A 15,796-nucleotide genomic window follows, 5' to 3' on the forward strand; every position below is an offset into this window, starting at 1 on the left:
GCCGTAACGGCGGTGAAACCCAACCGGCGCAGACTTGCCGCCATGTCGGTCTTGCCGGCCGGCGGCGTACCGGCACGAGGGGTGGATGGTGGACCGTCAGCAGGAGTTCGTGCTTCGCACCCTGGAGGAGCGGGACATCCGTTTCGTCCGGTTGTGGTTCACCGATGTGCTCGGCACGCTCAAGAGCGTCTCCGTCGCGCCGGCCGAACTGGAGGCGGCGTTCGACGAGGGGATCGGCTTCGACGGCTCGGCCATCGAGGGGTTCGCCCGGGTCTTCGAGTCCGACATGATCGCCATGCCTGACCCGACGACGTTCCAGGTCTTCCCCTTCGAGGGCGGGGTCAGCGGGGAGAGCGCGCGGATGTTCTGCGACATCCTGCTGCCGGACGGGACGCCGTCGTGGGCCGACCCCCGGCACGTGCTGCGCCGGGCGCTGTCCAAGGCGGCCGAGAAGGGCTTCACCTTCTACACCCACCCCGAGATCGAGTTCTACCTGCTGGAGAACGGGCCGACCGACGGCTCGGTGCCGGTGCCGGTCGACAGCGGTGGTTACTTCGAGCACACCACCCACGCCGTGGCCCGGGACTTCCGCCGGCAGGCCGTGCTCGCGCTCGAACGGATCGGCATCTCGGTGGAGTTCAGCCACCACGAGGTGGCGCCAGGCCAGCAGGAGATCGACCTGCGGTACGCCGACGCGCTGGCCACCGCCGACAACATCATGACCTTCCGGCACGTGATCAAGGAGGTGGCGCTCTCCACCGGGGTACGCGCCAGCTTCATGCCGAAGCCGTTCACCGACCAGCCGGGCAACGGCATGCACACCCACCTGTCGCTGTTCGAGGGGGAGCGGAACGCCTTCCACGACGCGGGTGACCCGATGAAGCTGTCCAAGGTCGCCCGCGCGTTCATCGCGGGACTGCTCCGGCACGCCCGCGAGTACACGGCGGTCACCAACCAGTGGGTCAACTCGTACAAGCGGCTGTTCCCGCTGACCCTGCCGGACCGGATCACCGAGTCCCCCGCGTACGTCTGCTGGGGGCACCTCAACCGCTCGGCGCTGGTGCGGGTGCCCGCGTACGGCAAGCCCGTCTCGGCGCGGGTGGAGGTCCGGTCACTGGACTCGGCCACCAACCCGTACCTGGCCTTCGCCGTGATGCTCGGCGCCGGGCTGAAGGGCATCGAGGAGGGCTACGAGCTGCCGCCGGGCGCCGAGGACGACGTCTGGTCGCTGTCCAACGCGGAACGCAAGGCGATGGGGTACGAGGCGCTGCCGGAGAACCTGGCCGAGGCGATCGACGTGATGGCCGGCTCCGAACTGGTCGCCGAGGTGCTCGGTGAGCACGTCTTCGACTTCTTCCTCCGCAACAAGCGGGCCGAGTGGGAGGAGTACCGCCGCGAGGTCACCCCGTACGAGCGGCGCCGCTACCTCTCCCTCTGAGACCGAGGGTTGACGCGGCGGCTTCGTCGGGAAAACTGACGAAGCCGCCGATCCTCGTGGCGATGCCGGTCGGGGTGCGGGTCGCTTCGGCGGAGACCGTGCAGGGGCGGCCGAGCGCGTCACCCTGGTGCACCTCGACGACGCCGGGGTGGCCCGTGTCGAGCAGGTGCGCGGCCAGGCAGCCGGCGCTGTTGGCGTTCACGATGTCCTCGTCGACCCCGATGGCGGGGGCGAACATGCGGCCGGTCGCGGTCCCTTCCGTCGGTGAGAGCGTGTAGGCGAAGCAGCCCAGGTAGCCCAGCCGGCGGCACTCGGCCGCCAGCCGGTCGAGGTCCGGCCGGATCGACAGCAGCAGCCCCCGGTCGCGCACCGGGACGAGCAGCCGCGGCGTACCCGGTGAGGCGACCCGCACCCCGCCGGGCATGTCCTCGGCGGTGACGTCTCTGCCGGCGATGCCTTCGGCGGCGATATCCTCAGCGCGCAACCCGAGGGCCGCCAGGACGCCGTCGTCCGGTTCGGTGGCCCGGTCGCCCAGGTCGATCACGCCCTGGTCGAACCAGACCTCCACGCCGTGCCGGTGCCGCACGGCGGTGGTGGCGAACGTCCGGCCACCGGTGGACTGCCGTCCCTCGTGGCGACCGTCGCCGCTGCGGTGCAGCAGGACCGCCTGCGCGGCGATGGTGCCGTGGCCGCAGTTCCGCAGTTCGCCGCCGGTGGTGTAGAACCGCACGGTCGGCACGGTGGCGTCGCCGTCCAGGTCGAGAAACGCGGCGTGTGAGGTGCCGGCGGCCCGGACGATCGCGCGTCGCTCCTCGTCGGTGCGGGTGCCGTCGTCGAACACGACAGCGGTGGGGCTGCCGCCCTGTCCCTGCCGGGTGCAGGAGTTCACCATCGTCACCTGCCGGTCGGCGGTCATGCCGGTCCCCAGTCCGTCAAGCGCTTCGGATTTCAGAATCACGCTAACGCTCCAAGTTCGGTGGCGCCAAGGTGGCCGCTGGGTCGGGCTGCCGGTCCGGGCCGCCGGGTCGGTGACCGCCGGGTCCGGGCTGGCCGGGTCCGGGCCGGTGTGGCTGGCGCCGACCAGGCATGCTGGAACGCCTGCACGGTAAGCGGATCGCGACCTCCGATCGCGTTCTGGGACCACAGTGGAGGAGACCGGGTGTCCGACTCGCTCAGCTACGCCGACGCCGTCCGGTTGCTCGGCGGCCAGGGAAACCGGTGGGTCGAGCTGATCGACAAGGTCACCGGGGGAGCGCTGCTGTCCGCCGCCCTCCCGGTCCCCGGCCTGGCCGGCCTGGTCGACGCCAAGGTCGGGCTGGTACGCCTCGGCCGCGACCTGCTGCGCGAGGTGTCCGAGCGGCGCTCCGGGCTGTCCCGGTACGACCGGACCCGGCGGCTGGAGGCCGCGCACGCGGTGATCGCGGTGACCGCGTACTTCGAGGTGCTGGCCGAGGCCGACCTGCCGATCGCGCTGTCCGAACTGGACCTGGTGAAGGCCGAACAGCTGTCCCTCGGCGGCGCCCGGCCGGCGGATCCGCGCTCGGTGGTGCAGGCGTTCTTCGACACCCCGGCCCCGGTGCCCGGCCCGGCCCTGCCGTATCCGCGACTGCGGGACGGGCTGGCGGAGTATTACTCCGGACTGGGAAACCGGCTCGTGAACTTCGTTTCCGAACTGGCCGGCGAGGACGGATCGTCCCGGACCGTACAGGTTGCCAAGGCGGTGACCCAGGTGATCCGACCGGCGGCCCTGGACCGGCACCGGGAGCTGCTGACCAAGTTGGCCAGCGATTTTCCCGAGGTGGGGTTCTGGATCGGGCTGGACGAGCACGAGGCCACCCGGGGTGAGGTGCGGGAGCTGGCCACCGGGCTGGTCGAGCTGCGCGCGACGCTGGACCGGATCAGCACCGGGACCGCGCCGGACGACCGGCGGGCGGCCCTGGCCAGGGCGTATGCGGACGAGCTGACCCGGCCGATCGCGCAGTCCGGCGACGTACCCGCGGGGTTGCGGTTGCCCACCCTCGGCGACGCGTACGTGCCACCGCGGTTCCGGCTCGCGGAGTTGGGCGGGGACGCCCGGCCGGCCGACGAGGGCTGGTGGACCGACCGGCCGGTCCGGGACGACCTGGCCGACATCCTTGTCGGGCAGCTCACCGCGCCCGGCGCGGTCCGGGCACCGCTGCTGGTGCTCGGCCAACCCGGCTCGGGCAAGTCGGTGCTCACCAAGATCCTCGCGGCCCAGCTGCCGGCCGCGGACTTCCTGGTGATCCGGGTCGTGCTCCGGGGCGTGTCGGCCGCCGCGGGGGTACAGGAGCAGCTTGAGCAGGCGGTCCGGGACGCCACCGGGGAACGGCTGGACTGGCCGGCGCTGTCCCGTTCGGCCGGTGGCGCGCTGCCGGTGCTGCTGCTCGACGGCTTCGACGAGCTGCTCCAGGCCACCGGCGTCAGCCAGAGCGACTACCTGACCCGGGTGGCCGACTTCCAGCGCCGTGAGTTTGTGCAGGGCCGGCCGGTCGCGGTACTGGTAACCAGTCGGACCAGCGTGGCCGACCGGGCCAGGCCGCCGGCCGGGGCGCTGGCGGTGCGGTTGGAGCCGTTCGACGCGCCCCGGGTCACCCGCTGGCTGCGCACCTGGAACGCGGTCAACATCGGTGTCGCCGGGTTTCAGCCGATGCCCTCCGACGTGGTGCTGCGGCACCGGGACCTGGCCGGACAACCGCTGCTGCTGCTCATGCTGGCCCTCTACGACGCGGGTGGCGGTGACCTGCGCTCGGCTGGCGACCTGGGCCAGGGTGAGCTGTACGAGCGGCTGCTGGTCAGCTTCGCCCGTCGTGAGGTGGAGAAGCACCGGGCCGGGCTGGCCGGCCGGGAACTGGACCGGGCTGTCGAGGAGGAACTGCGCCGGCTGTCGGTGGTGGCGTTCGCCATGTTCAACCGGGGGGCGCAGTGGGTCACCGAGGCAGAGCTGGAGGCCGATCTGGTCGCGCTGCCGTTCGCCGGGGCGGGCGCGGTGCCCCGGGACGACCGCCGTACCCCGCTGCGGGCCGCCGAGATCGTCCTCGGCCGGTTCTTCTTCGTGCACCGCTCCCAGGCCGCCCGGGATGCGGACCGGCCCACCGCGTACGAGTTCCTGCACGCCACCTTCGGCGAGTACCTGGTGACCCGGCTCACCTGGTTGGTGATGGACGACCTGGTGGCCCGGGAGTCGGCGGCCAGCCTGTCGCTGGGCGGCACGCCCGTCGATGATGATCTGTTGCACGCGCTGCTGTCGTACGCCGTGCTGACCAGGCGGGCTCCGGTGGTCGGCTTCCTCGCCGAGCGTTTGTCGACGCTGGACGAGGGGCGCCGGAGCGCCTGGGGGGACCTGTTGATCCGGCTGTTCCGGTCCGTGCACCACGCCGGCGGCACGCGCCGCTTCGCCGGTTACGCGCCGCTACCGCTCACCGTGCCCGCCCGGTACGCCGCGTACAGCGCCAACCTGCTGGTGCTCGCCGTCTGCGCGGCTGGCGAAATTCCCGGTGGACGGCTCTATCCGGACGCCGCCGACGTGGTTTCCGAGTGGCACGCCCAAGCCCTCCTCTGGCGCTCCCAACTCACATCGGAGGAGTGGACCAGCCTGGTCAACACCGTCGAGGTGGAACGCCGCTGGTCCGGTTCAGCCCGGGATCTCCTGATCCGCCACGGGGCTGGCACCACCGCGCCTCCCATCGACATCGGTTGGACCCTGCACACCGGGAACGACCCGGAGGCCCCGGACGACCCGGACGAGGAGGTCGTCTGCTTCATGCTGACCCGGGAGCCGGCCCGGCTCCGGCGCAAGATCCACTTCGAGTGCGGCATCAACGGGGATCTGTTGCAGCACGCGCTGGACCCCCTCGACGAAATGCCGGAGTTGCTCAACTCGTTCGTGGCGCTACGCGCCGACCGGTTGCGCTCACCCGCGCATCTACTGTGGTCGCTGGTCATAGCGCAGTCGAAGGGTGACCCTGTCGAGGAACGGGTCCGGATCTACGAGCGGATGGCCATTCCCGCTATGAGCGTGGCGCACCTGACGCCGCAATGGCTGGGGTTCCTCCGACTCGTGCTCGACCACCTGGCCGTGGACGACCAGCTCGACGCGGGTGCGGCCGTCAAGGTCCTGACGAGTCTGACCAACGGGCGCGCCGCCGACGAGTTGCCCTACGCCGCCGTGCTGCGGTGCTGCCTGGCGTACCTGGGCCGGGATCGCGACACGGACCGGGTGCTCGCCGACATCGTGGTGCGGCTCATCGATGGTGACGATGCGCGTGGCCGGCGGCGGTGGGCCACCGAGCTGGCGCTGGAGGCCCGGCTCCGGCTGCACGAACTGGGCGTCCGGACGCTGCGGATCGTGCCCGAGGATGTCGACTGGCTGACCGCCCTGCACCAGCAGCGCCGGCCGGACCTCATCAAGCGGATCGCGCCGCTGATCAGGTACGCCGAGCCGGGCGTCAGGTACGAGCCACCGCCGATGGGCTACGAGGCGTACTGAGCGAGCAGGGTTTCCAGCAGGTCGACGGCGCGGGGCGGACCGCCGGCGGCGGTGAGTTTCGCGGACAGTTCGCCGGCCCGGCGCCGGAACTCGGGCCGGGTCAGCACCTCGGTGACGGCCCGGCGGACCCGGTCGGGTCGGGGGCGTCCGGTGCGCAGGTCGAGGCCGACGCCGGACCAGGCGACCCGGCGGGCGACCTCCGGTTTGTCGAGCGACCCGCCGGCCACCACCAGCGGCACCCCGGCGTGTACCGCGCCCAGCACCCCGCCCCAACCGCCGTTGGTGATCATCACGTCGACCAGCGGCAGCAGTGCGTCATGCGGCAGGAACGGCGCGCTCCGGACGTTGTCCGGCAGCGGGCCGAGGACCGCCGGGTCCGCCCCACCGGTGGTGCAGACCACCAGTTCGGGACCCGCGCCCAGCCCGACGAGGGCCGGCCGGACCAGATCTCTCAGGTCCACGTCGAGGGTGCCCTGGGTGAGGTGTACGACGGGCCGGCCGGCGGACCGCGCCGCGAGCAGCTCCGGCCACCAGTCGGGCAGCGCCTCGGGCCTACCCGGTTCGGTGCCGGCCGCCGTGGGGATGCCTGCGCCGGCCCCGGGCAGCGCCGGGGGTACGGCCGCCGTGCCGGTGTCGGGCAGCGGCATGCCCGTGCCGGGTGCCGGGGCCAGCCGGCCGACGAAATGGACCTGGGTCGGCAGGTCCGACCTCGGATACTCCAACCCGGGTACGCCCTGGGCCAGCACCAGATGCGGTGAGTAGAGGGATTCCGGGCCGCTGGACCCGGCCCGGCCCAACCCGACGGCGGCGCGCATCCGGTTGAGCTGCGGATCGACCAGGCGGTATCCGATCCGGGCGAGACGGCGCAGGGCGGCGTCGCGGATCCGTACCGCCGGTCCGTGGCCGTCGCCGTGGCTGCGTCCGTGGCTGTCGCTGTCGCCGTGGCCGTGACCTGTTCGGACCCGGACGCCGGGTGGCGGCAGGTCCCGGCTGAGCAGGTTCAGCGGGGTGACCGCGACCGAGGCCCACGGGATGCCGAGTCGCTCGCCGGCCAGGGCGCCACCGAACGCCAACTGGTCGGTGACGATCAGATCGAAGGGGTCGGTCCGGGCCGCCGCGAGGATGTCCTCGGCCTGGCCGGGTGCCGTGCCGAACAGCAGGTACCGGGAGTTGGCGATGGCGCCCCGGGTGCCCTTGCCGTCGCCGATCCGGGGAAAGGTGGCCGGCAGGTCCGCGTCGTCGAAGTCCCGCGCCCGCTCCCACGGCAGCAGCTTCGCGCCGGCGGCGGTGAACCGGTCCCGGTACTTGGCGCCGGTGTACGCGACGACCTCGTGCCCGCGCCGGACCAGCTCCGCGGTCACCGCGCTCAGCGGACCGGTGTGCCCGGCGAACGGGAGTGACGACACCAGGACCCTCGCCATCGGACCTCCCCGTCCCCCGATGCCCGCCCGCCGCGCGGACACCCCGACGGTAACTCCGACCCTCCACGACGTGTCCCCGGGGGGTCCGGCTCCCCGGCTCCCCGGCTCACTCCGGCCCGGCTACCCCGCTGGTGCTTCTTCCCGGCCGGGCGATGACCATGGGCGCTACCGCGCCCGATCGCTCTCGGCGGTGCGGTAGCGCCCATGGTCAACAAGATGGCGGTCAGTTGCCGCCGCTGGTCGTACCCCCGTGGTTCCAGCCGTGACCGCGCCAGCCGCCGCCCGGGAAGCCCGCGAAGGCGGGGAAGACGCCCGCGTCGATCGCCTTGGTGATCGCGTCGGCCTGCTCCTGGGTCAGCTTGCCGTCCTTGACGGCCTGGTCCAGGCGGGCCTTCAGCGCGGCCTCCCGGTCCGCCGTACGGTCGGTGGACCCGGGCCGGTCGGCCGGCTTGTGCTCGGTGCGGATCTTCTGGAGCGCCGCCTCGACCTTGTCCTGCGGTACGCCAAGCTCCTTGGCCAGCTCGGCGGCGAACTGGGACTGCCGGTCTGCCGCACCGTTCCAGCCCGGTGCGCCGTCCCGGCGCGGTGGACCGTCCCGGTCCGCCGTCGTGGCGGACGAGGTGGTCGGGCTCGGGGTCCCGCTGTCGGCGAACGCCAGGGCGGGGACGGCGATGCCCACCCCCAGCACGCCGACGGCGGCCAGGCTGGCCAGGGCGTTCCTACGGGTGACTGTCACGTTCATCGGGTTCCTCCGAGTTGTTCACGAATCTGTGATGACCCGACGACCGTGCGGAATCGAACTGGGTTTTGGCCGTGGCGACCCTGTCAGCCGGCTGAGAATTCTTGCCGGTCGGTCAGCCGGGCGGGTGGGTCAGCGGACGGCGGGGGCGACGGTGAGGGTTCCGGTGACCGAGTCGAGGGTCGCCGACGTGCCCACCGGCACGGTGAGCTGACCCACACCGTGCCCGATCGGCAGCCCGCCGAGCACCGGTACGCCGAGATCGCCGAGCCGGTCGAGCAGCACCTCGCCGACCGTGACCGGCCAGTCGTCGGCGCAGTTGGTGAACTGCCCGATGGCCACCCCGGCGATCCCGTCCAGCGCACCGGCCCGACGCAGGTGGGTGAGCATCCGGTCGATCTTGTACGGGGGTTCCTCCACCTCCTCGACCAGCAGGATCGCTCCGGTGAGATCCGGCATGTCCGGGGTGCCCAGCGAGGCGGTGATCAGGCACAGGTTCCCGCCGAGCAGTGGCCCGGTGGCCACGCCCGGCACCAGCACCCGGGCGGTCTCCTCGGCGGCCGAGCGGACCACCGAGATCGGCTCGGTGGTCATCAGCGCCCGGTGCAACGCCTCGGCCGAGGCGGTCGGGGTGCGCTCGTCCAACCAGGCCGCGCCGGGGCCGTGCAGCGCGGCCAACCGCGCCCCCCGCCAGAGCGCGAGTTGCAGGGCGGTGATGTCGGAGAACCCGGCGACCACCTTGGGGTCGCGGCGCACCGCCGCCATGTCGATGGCGTCGACCACCCGCTGCGCGCCGTACCCACCCCGGGTGCAGAGCACCCCCCGGATCCGCGGATCGGCGAACGCCGCGTTCAGGTCGGCCGCCCGCAGCTCGTCGGTGCCGGCCAGGTAGCCGTGCCGGGCATAGGCGTTGGGCGCCACCACCGGCCGCAACCCCCAGCCGGTGATCAGCTCGATGCCCCGGGCGACCCGTTCCGGGCGGGTCGGTCCGGACGGCGACACCAGCATCACGGCGTCCCCGGGGCGCAGCACGGGCGGGCGGACCGCGATCTCGTCGAGCATGGTCACCGAGCCTATCCGCCGCCGACCGGCGGCCGATCCCGATCCCCGGTGGACCGACTAGCCTCGACAGCGTGGCGACCGCACTGTTGATCGAAAATGACCCGAAGGATGGCCCGCGCCGGTTGGCGGAGTGGTTGACCGAGGGCGGGTTGGAGCTGAGCGTGCTCCGGCCGTACGCCGGTGACCCGCTGCCGGACGACCTGACCGGTTACGCGGCGCTGGTGGTGCTCGGCGGTCCGCAGCACGCCTACCCGGCGGCCGACGGCAGCCCCGGCGCGCCCTGGTTCCCGGCCCTGGAGGGACTGCTGCGCAAGGCGGTCCGGCACCGGGTGCCGACCCTCGCCATCTGCCTCGGCGCCCAGTTGCTGGCCGTGGCGCACGCCGGCCTGGTGGAACCGGCCGCCGAACCGGAGGCCGGACCGGGGGTGGTCGGCAAACGGGACGCCGCGGACCAGGATCCGCTGTTCCGCTGGGTCCCGCTGATACCGGACGTCCTGCACTGGCACTCCGACGAGATCACCGAACTGCCGCACGGGGCGACCCTGCTGGCCGCCTCGACCCGCTGCGCGCACCAGGCGTTCCGGCTCGGCGACCGGGCCTGGGGGCTCCAGTTCCACATCGAGTGCGACGAGGTCTCGGTCCGGGACTGGGCCGACGGCTCCGAGCTGCTGGACCGGCTGGAGTACGACCCGGAACTCGTGGTGGCCGCCAGCGCGCGACAGCTGGCCGACGTGGAGGAAGCCTGGCAGCCGTTCGCGATCCGGTTCGCCGCGCTGGCCCGGGGCGAACTGGCCGGCGCCGAACCCCGCCGCGACCTGCCACTGCTGGGCCGATGAGCCGGCCCGCCAAGGCACCGGGCCGGCTGGCCCGGTACGGGTTCGGCGGCGTCAACGGCGAGTCGGTGGGGCGGGTCGACGACCTGCTCGGGCCGGCCGGGCTCGGGCTGTGGGCGCCGGACGCCCAGGAACCGGTGGACCAGGCCGCCGCCGAGCTGCTGTCCGGGCTGTCCCGGGCGGCCGATCCGGACCTGGCGCTGCGCCAACTGCACCGGATCGTCGAGGCCGAACGCCGTACCCAGGCCGGCACCGGCACGCCGCTGCTGACCGCGCTGGCCGAGGACCCGGGGCTGCGCCGCAGGCTGTTCGCCGTACTCGGTGCCTCGTCGGCACTGGGCGATCACCTGGTGGCCAACCCCGGCGACTGCCGGGCGCTGGCCGGGGTGGACGGGGTTGCCCCGGCGGCCGCCGGCAGGCTCGAAGCGTTCCCGGAGGGCCAGCCCACCGTGCCGGCGTTGCGGCTGGCGTACCGTCGGGCCCTGCTGCGGATCGCGGCGGCCGACCTCACCGGCGGCGCGTCGCTGGAGCAGACCATGGCCGCTCTCTCCGGGCTCGCCGACGCCACCCTGGCGGCGGCCTACGACCTCGCGCTCAGTGAACTGCCCGCGGGCACCACGACGCCCCGGCTGGCCGTGGTCGCGCTCGGCAAGTGCGGCGGTGACGAGCTGAACTACGTCTCCGACGTGGACGTGATCTTCGTGGCCGGCGGGGACGAGGATCTGGCCACCGCCACCACGGTGGCCACCCGGCTGATCCACGTCTGCGGGCTGGTGGCCTGGCCGGTGGACGCGGCACTGCGACCCGAGGGCAGCCGCGGTCCGCTGGTCCGCACCCTGGCCAGTCACCTGGCGTACTACCGGCGGTGGGCGCGGACCTGGGAGTTCCAGGCGCTGCTCAAGGCCCGGCCGGCGGCCGGCGACATCGACCTCGGCCAGGAGTGGATCGATCAGCTCGCCCCCCTGGTCTGGCACGCCGCCGAACGCCCCGAGGCGGTCGAGGACGTCCGGGCCATGCGCCGGCGGATCATCGACAACGTTCCGCCCGCCGAACTGGAACGGGAGATCAAACGCGGGCCGGGCGGGCTGCGCGACATCGAGTTCGCGGTCCAGCTGCTGCAACTGGTGCATGGTCGGGCCGACGAGTCGCTACGGGGGCCCGGGACCATCCCCGCGCTGCGCGCACTGGTCTCCGGCGGGTACGTGGGCCGGGCCGACGGCGAGGCGCTGCTGCGCGGCTACCGGTTCCTGCGGGGCGTGGAGCACCGCCTCCAACTCCAGGGACTGCGCCGCACCCACACGGTCCCGCGCGACCGCGCCGCGCTGCGCTGGCTCGCCCAGGCGCTCGGCTACACCCCGAGCGCCGGCCGGGACGCCGTCGAGGCGTTCCGGGCCGAGTGGGTCACCCACGCCACCGAGGTACGCCGGCTGCACGCCAAACTGCTCTACCGCCCGCTGCTGGAGGCGGTGGCCCGGGTGCCGGCCGAGGAACTGCGGCTCACCCCGGAGGCCGCCCGCAGCCGGCTGGAGGTGCTCGGGTTCGCCGACCCGGCCGGGGCGCTGCGGCACATCGAGGCACTCACCGGCGGGTTGACCCGGACCGCGGCGATCCAGCGCACCCTGCTGCCCGTGCTGCTCTCCGAGTTCGCCGACGCCCCGGAGCCGGACCGTGGCCTGCTCACCTACCGGCACGTCTCGGACAAGCTCGGCAGCACGCCGTGGTACCTGCGGGTGCTGCGCGACGAGGGACCGGTGGCCCGGCGGTTGGCCCGGACCCTGGCGCTGTCGCGGTACGCGGCCGACCTGCTCGGCCGGGAGCCGGAGGCGCTGCGGCTGCTCGCCACCGACACCGAACTGGTGCCACGGCCACCGGCGGCGCTGCTGGCCGGCTTCACCGCCGCGGTGGACCGGCACACGGGTCCGACCGCCGTCGCCGGACCGGCTGGTTCGGGACCGTCCGCCGGTGGGCCGGCCGGCTCGGGGTCGGCCGGCTCGGGGCCGGCCGTTGCCGGGTCGCGGGCCGGCGGGACACCGGACGACGGCGCGGCGATCGAGGCGAGCCGGGCGGTCCGGGCCTTGCGCCGGCGCGAACTGCTCCGGTTGGCCTGTGCCGACGTGCTGCACCGGGCCGGGTCGCTGGCCCCGCCCGAGTCACTGGCCGTGACGGACATCGGCGCCGCGCTGTCCGACGTGGCCGACGCGACACTGGCGGCGACCCTGCGGGTGGCCCTGGCGACCCGACCGATGCCGCCCGGGATGCGCTTCGCCGTGATCGGCATGGGTCGGCTGGGTGGTCGGGAGCTGAACTACCTCTCCGACGCCGACGTGCTGTTCGTCTACGACCCACCCGCCGGGCTGGCCGAGGACGCGGCCAGCGCCGCCGCGCTGGCGGTGGCCGAGCAGTTGCGCCGGCTGCTGGGCATGCCGGCACCGGACCCGCCGCTGGTGGTGGACGCCGACCTGCGACCGGAGGGCCGGCAGGGCCCGCTGGTGCGCAGCCTCGCCGCGTACACGTCGTACTACGCCCGCTGGTCGAAGGTCTGGGAGGCGCAGGCGCTGCTGCGGGCCCGGTACGTCTGCGGGGACGCCGACCTGGCGGAGGAGTTCCTGGCGGTCGCCGACCGGATCCGGTATCCGGCCGACGGGTTGACCCGGGAACAGATGGTCGAGATCCGCCGGATCAAGGTGCGGGTGGAGACCGAACGGCTGCCCCGGGGAGCCGACCCGGCCACCCACACCAAACTGGGCCGGGGCGGGCTGGCCGACGTCGAGTGGGCCGTACAACTGCTCCAGCTGCGGTACGCCGGGAGGCAGCCCGAGCTGCGGGGCACCCGTACCCTGGCGGCGCTGGCCGCGGCCCGGGACGCCGGCCTGCTCCCGGCCGACGCCGCGGCCGCGATGGCCGCCGGTTGGACGCTCGCGGCCCAGGTCCGGGACGCGCTGATGCTGATCCGGGGTCGGGTCGGCGACCAGCTTCCCCGGCACGGCGTGGAACTGGCCGGGGTGGTCCGGCTGCTCGGTGCCGACGATCCGGGCGAGTTCCTCGACCACTACCTGCGGACCGCCCGCCGCTCCCGGGCCGCCATGGAGCGCGTCCTCGAAGGCTGAGCTGAAAGGAAGGGCACCCTGTTATCGCTTTTTGTATAGGAAGGGCCCCCGCTTAACGACCGGAGCACTCGCCGGCTGCGGTCGACGGCTCCCCGTACCCGTGCTCGCTCACCGCCGGAGCGTCAGGCGAAGATCTCGTCGATCGTGTTGGCGGAGGTGGCGCGGCGAATCCAGGTTTCGAGTTGGTCGGTGTCGGTACACCCGGTGATCCGTTGCCGTGCCGAACCGGATACGTCGATGCCGCGCGCCGCCAGCACCGCGAGCAGCGCGGTGGCTTCTCCTTCGGCCTTGCCCTCGGCCTTGCCTTCCGTCCTGCCCTCGGCGATTCCCTCGGCGATGCCTTCGGCCTTGCCCTGGTGGAAGTAGCGGCGGGCGAAGTCGCTCTGGTATTCGTAGGTCGCACTGGTCATCAGGGCCTCCAGGTGCTGCCGGGCCGCCTGCGGGAGGGCGGCGAGCACGACGTCAGCGTACAGCGTGGCATGGTCTCGATCTATCGTGTTCAGCGCGCTGAACAGGGCTTGAAGGATCTTGTCCCGGTCCGGATGGGTGCCGTGTGACATGGCCGAGAGCACCGCCAGCTCGGGGCTGGCGCTCGCCTGGGCGGGGTCGGTGACGGCTGGGATCCGCTGTGGGCCCACCACGAGCGGGACCAGCGTCCAGCCGGGGTGGCCGATCTTGATGGGGGTGGCGCACCAACCGGCGGTGCGCTCGTCGGCGCAGAGGATCAGCAGCATGGCGGGGCAGCGCGAGCGGGCGTGCAGCGTGGTCAGGTAGACGGGCCAGCTGCGTCGTTTGCCCCGGTCCGGGCGGAGTTGGATCTCGATCACCACGGACAGTACGGGAGCGTCGTCACGGATGAGCGTGATGACGGCGTCGGCGCGGTATTCGGTGGGGGTGAGATCCGGAAGATCGTCGGAATCGAGGCGGATCTGCTGATAGGTGGGGACGGGAACCCCGAGCTGGCCGCTGAGCAACTCGGCGGCAAGGGCGGGCCGATGCCGGAACAGCTCGATCAACGCTTCGTGTTGTTGTGAGGGCACAGCGTGATGTTATGAATCTGTCTCTACGGCCGGTGAGTGCCACACGGGCACCCAGCTCTGCGGCGCTGTGGGAAGTGCCACAGGCTGGTGGCCGTAACCGGCTGGGTCGGTTGGCCTCGCTGTCACGACAAGCTCGGTTGACGTCGTCGCCATCACGAAAACGGCGGCACCGGACGGCTTCAAGCCGTCCGGTGCCGCCGTGCGACTCGGTTCAGACGTTGTAGTACATCTCGAACTCGTGCGGCGTCGGGCGCAGCCGGACCGGGTCAACCTCGTTGGCCCGCTTCCAGTCCACCCAGGTGGAGATCAGGTCCGGCGTGAAGACCCCGCCGTCGAGCAGGTAGTCGTGGTCGGCCTCAAGGGCGGTGAGCACCTCGGGCAGCGAACCCGGCACCTGCTTGACCGAGCCCCACTCCTCCGGCGGCAGGTCGTACAGGTCCTTGTCGATCGGCTCCGGCGGCTCGATCTTGCTGCGGATGCCGTCGAGGCCGGCCATCAGCATGGCCGAGAAGGCCAGGTAGACGTTGGCCGACGGGTCCGGCACCCGGAACTCGACCCGCTTGGCCTTGGCGTTGCTGCCGGTGACCGGGATACGGGTGCAGGCCGAGCGGTTGCGCTGCGAGTAGACCAGGTTGACCGGCGCCTCGAAGCCCGGCACCAACCGGCGGTACGAGTTGACCGTCGGGTTGGTGAAGGCCAGCAGCGACGGCGCGTGGTGCAGCAGACCGCCGATGTACCAGCGGGCGGTGTCGGAGAGTCCGGCGTAGCCCGTCTCGTCGTAGAACAGCGGTTCGCCGTTCATCCAGAGGCTCTGGTGGGTGTGCATGCCGGAGCCGTTGTCGCCGAACAGCGGCTTGGGCATGAAGGTGGCCGTCTTGCCGGCCGCCCAGGCCTGGTTCTTGACGATGTACTTGAAGAGCTGGAGCTGGTCACCGGCGTGCAGCAGGGTGGAGAACCGGTAGTTGATCTCGGCCTGGCCGGCGGTGCCCACCTCGTGGTGCGAACGCTCCACGGTGAAGCCGGTGTCCACCAGCCGGCGCACGATCTGGTCGCGCAGGTCGGCGTAGTGGTCGACCGGCGGCACCGGGAAGTAGCCGCCCTTGTACGCGGTCTTGAAACCGCGATTGCCGCCCTCCTCCTCCCGGCCGGAGTTCCAGGCGCCCTCGATCGAGTCGATGTAGTAGTACGCCTGGTGCGCGGAGGTCTCGTGACGGATCGAGTCGAAGATGTAGAACTCGGCCTCCGGCCCGAAGTACGCGGTGTCCGCGATGCCGCTGGCCGCGAGGTAGGCCTCGGCCTTCTTCGCCACGTTACGCGGGTCGCGGGTGTACGCCTCGCGGGTGAACGGGTCGTGGATGAAGAAGTTGAGCGCGACGGTCTTCTGGGTCCGGAACGGGTCGACAAACGCGCTCGCCACGTCCGGGAGCAGGAGCATGTCGGACTCGTGGATCGCCTGGAAGCCGCGGATCGAGGATCCGTCGAAGGCCAGGCCATCCTCGAAGACGCTCTCGTCAAACGACTCGACGGGCAGATTGAAGTGCTGCATCACCCCGGGCAGGTCGCAGAACCGCACGTCGACGAACTTGACGTCCTCGTTCTTGAGATACCGCAGCAGTTCCTCGGGATTTGCGAACACTCGTTCCTCCTGG

The 15,796-nt window shown here is 72.4% G+C and carries 9 protein-coding genes and 2 pseudogenes; 5 read left to right on the forward strand and 6 right to left on the reverse strand.

What is annotated here, in order from left to right:
• Positions 1 to 88: 88 nt before the first annotated feature.
• A complete protein-coding gene (glnA, locus tag ACXN5W_RS04765; RefSeq protein WP_473156961.1) occupies positions 89 to 1,438 on the forward strand; it encodes a type I glutamate--ammonia ligase in 1,350 nt (449 codons plus the stop codon).
• On the opposite strand, the gene ACXN5W_RS04770 is transcribed toward glnA (ACXN5W_RS04765), so the two are convergent.
• Positions 1,401 to 2,396 carry a PhzF family phenazine biosynthesis protein gene (locus ACXN5W_RS04770; protein WP_473156903.1) on the reverse strand — a complete coding sequence of 332 codons (996 nt, stop codon included), beginning with the start codon at positions 2,394 to 2,396 and terminating at the stop codon, positions 1,401 to 1,403. The genes glnA (ACXN5W_RS04765) and ACXN5W_RS04770 overlap by 38 nt on opposite strands.
• Positions 2,397 to 2,597: 201 nt before the next feature.
• On the opposite strand from ACXN5W_RS04770, the gene ACXN5W_RS04775 reads away from it, so the two are divergent.
• Positions 2,598 to 5,945 carry an NACHT domain-containing protein gene (locus tag ACXN5W_RS04775; protein ID WP_473156904.1) on the forward strand — a complete coding sequence of 1,116 codons (3,348 nt, stop codon included), beginning with the start codon at positions 2,598 to 2,600 and terminating at the stop codon, positions 5,943 to 5,945.
• Here the strand turns inward: ACXN5W_RS04775 and ACXN5W_RS04780 are convergent.
• The 3 genes from ACXN5W_RS04780 to ACXN5W_RS04790 form a co-directional block, all read right to left on the reverse strand.
• A complete protein-coding gene (locus tag ACXN5W_RS04780) occupies positions 5,930 to 7,366 on the reverse strand; it encodes a glycosyltransferase (protein WP_473156905.1) in 1,437 nt (478 codons plus the stop codon). The genes ACXN5W_RS04775 and ACXN5W_RS04780 overlap by 16 nt on opposite strands.
• A 223-nt stretch (positions 7,367 to 7,589) precedes the next feature.
• Positions 7,590 to 8,108 (reverse strand): hypothetical protein, encoded by a 519-nt coding sequence (locus ACXN5W_RS04785; RefSeq protein ID WP_473156906.1) that lies wholly within the window; start codon positions 8,106 to 8,108, stop codon positions 7,590 to 7,592.
• A gap of 129 nt (positions 8,109 to 8,237) precedes the next feature.
• On the reverse strand, positions 8,238 to 9,167 hold the full coding sequence (locus tag ACXN5W_RS04790) for a S66 peptidase family protein (protein ID WP_473156907.1): 930 nt from the start codon (positions 9,165 to 9,167) through the stop codon (positions 8,238 to 8,240).
• 71 nt (positions 9,168 to 9,238) lie between these two features.
• Between ACXN5W_RS04790 and ACXN5W_RS04795 the strand changes: the two genes are divergently transcribed.
• The 3 genes and pseudogenes from ACXN5W_RS04795 to ACXN5W_RS04805 all read left to right on the forward strand — a co-directional run.
• A complete protein-coding gene (locus tag ACXN5W_RS04795; protein WP_473156908.1) occupies positions 9,239 to 10,003 on the forward strand; it encodes a type 1 glutamine amidotransferase in 765 nt (254 codons plus the stop codon).
• A pseudogene (locus ACXN5W_RS04800) lies at positions 10,000 to 11,922 on the forward strand (bifunctional [glutamine synthetase] adenylyltransferase/[glutamine synthetase]-adenylyl-L-tyrosine phosphorylase); the annotation flags it as partial. The gene ACXN5W_RS04795 and the pseudogene ACXN5W_RS04800, both read left to right, overlap by 4 nt.
• A 123-nt stretch (positions 11,923 to 12,045) precedes the next feature.
• A pseudogene (locus ACXN5W_RS04805) lies at positions 12,046 to 13,107 on the forward strand ([protein-PII] uridylyltransferase family protein); the annotation flags it as partial.
• Between the two features lie 122 nt (positions 13,108 to 13,229).
• Here ACXN5W_RS04805 and ACXN5W_RS04810 read toward each other — a convergent pair.
• The gene (locus tag ACXN5W_RS04810) at positions 13,230 to 14,147 is read right to left on the reverse strand and encodes an RpnC/YadD family protein (RefSeq protein WP_473156909.1); all 918 of its coding nucleotides are present in this window, start codon (positions 14,145 to 14,147) and stop codon (positions 13,230 to 13,232) included.
• A 211-nt stretch (positions 14,148 to 14,358) separates the two neighbouring features.
• The gene (glnA, locus tag ACXN5W_RS04815; protein WP_473156910.1) at positions 14,359 to 15,783 is read right to left on the reverse strand and encodes a type I glutamate--ammonia ligase; all 1,425 of its coding nucleotides are present in this window, start codon (positions 15,781 to 15,783) and stop codon (positions 14,359 to 14,361) included.
• Positions 15,784 to 15,796: the final 13 nt, after the last annotated feature.

The sequence above is a fragment of the Plantactinospora sp. A48 genome (assembly GCF_055793945.1).

Bases quoted from the DNA above. Each gene is read 5' to 3' on its own strand.
- ACXN5W_RS04785 (WP_473156906.1), bottom strand. From the start codon at position 8,108: ATGAACGTGACAGTCACCCGTAGGAACGCCCTGGCCAGCCTGGCCGCC.
- ACXN5W_RS04780 (WP_473156905.1), bottom strand. From the start codon at position 7,366: ATGGCGAGGGTCCTGGTGTCGTCACTCCCGTTCGCCGGGCACACCGGT.
- ACXN5W_RS04790 (WP_473156907.1), bottom strand. From the start codon at position 9,167: ATGCTCGACGAGATCGCGGTCCGCCCGCCCGTGCTGCGCCCCGGGGAC.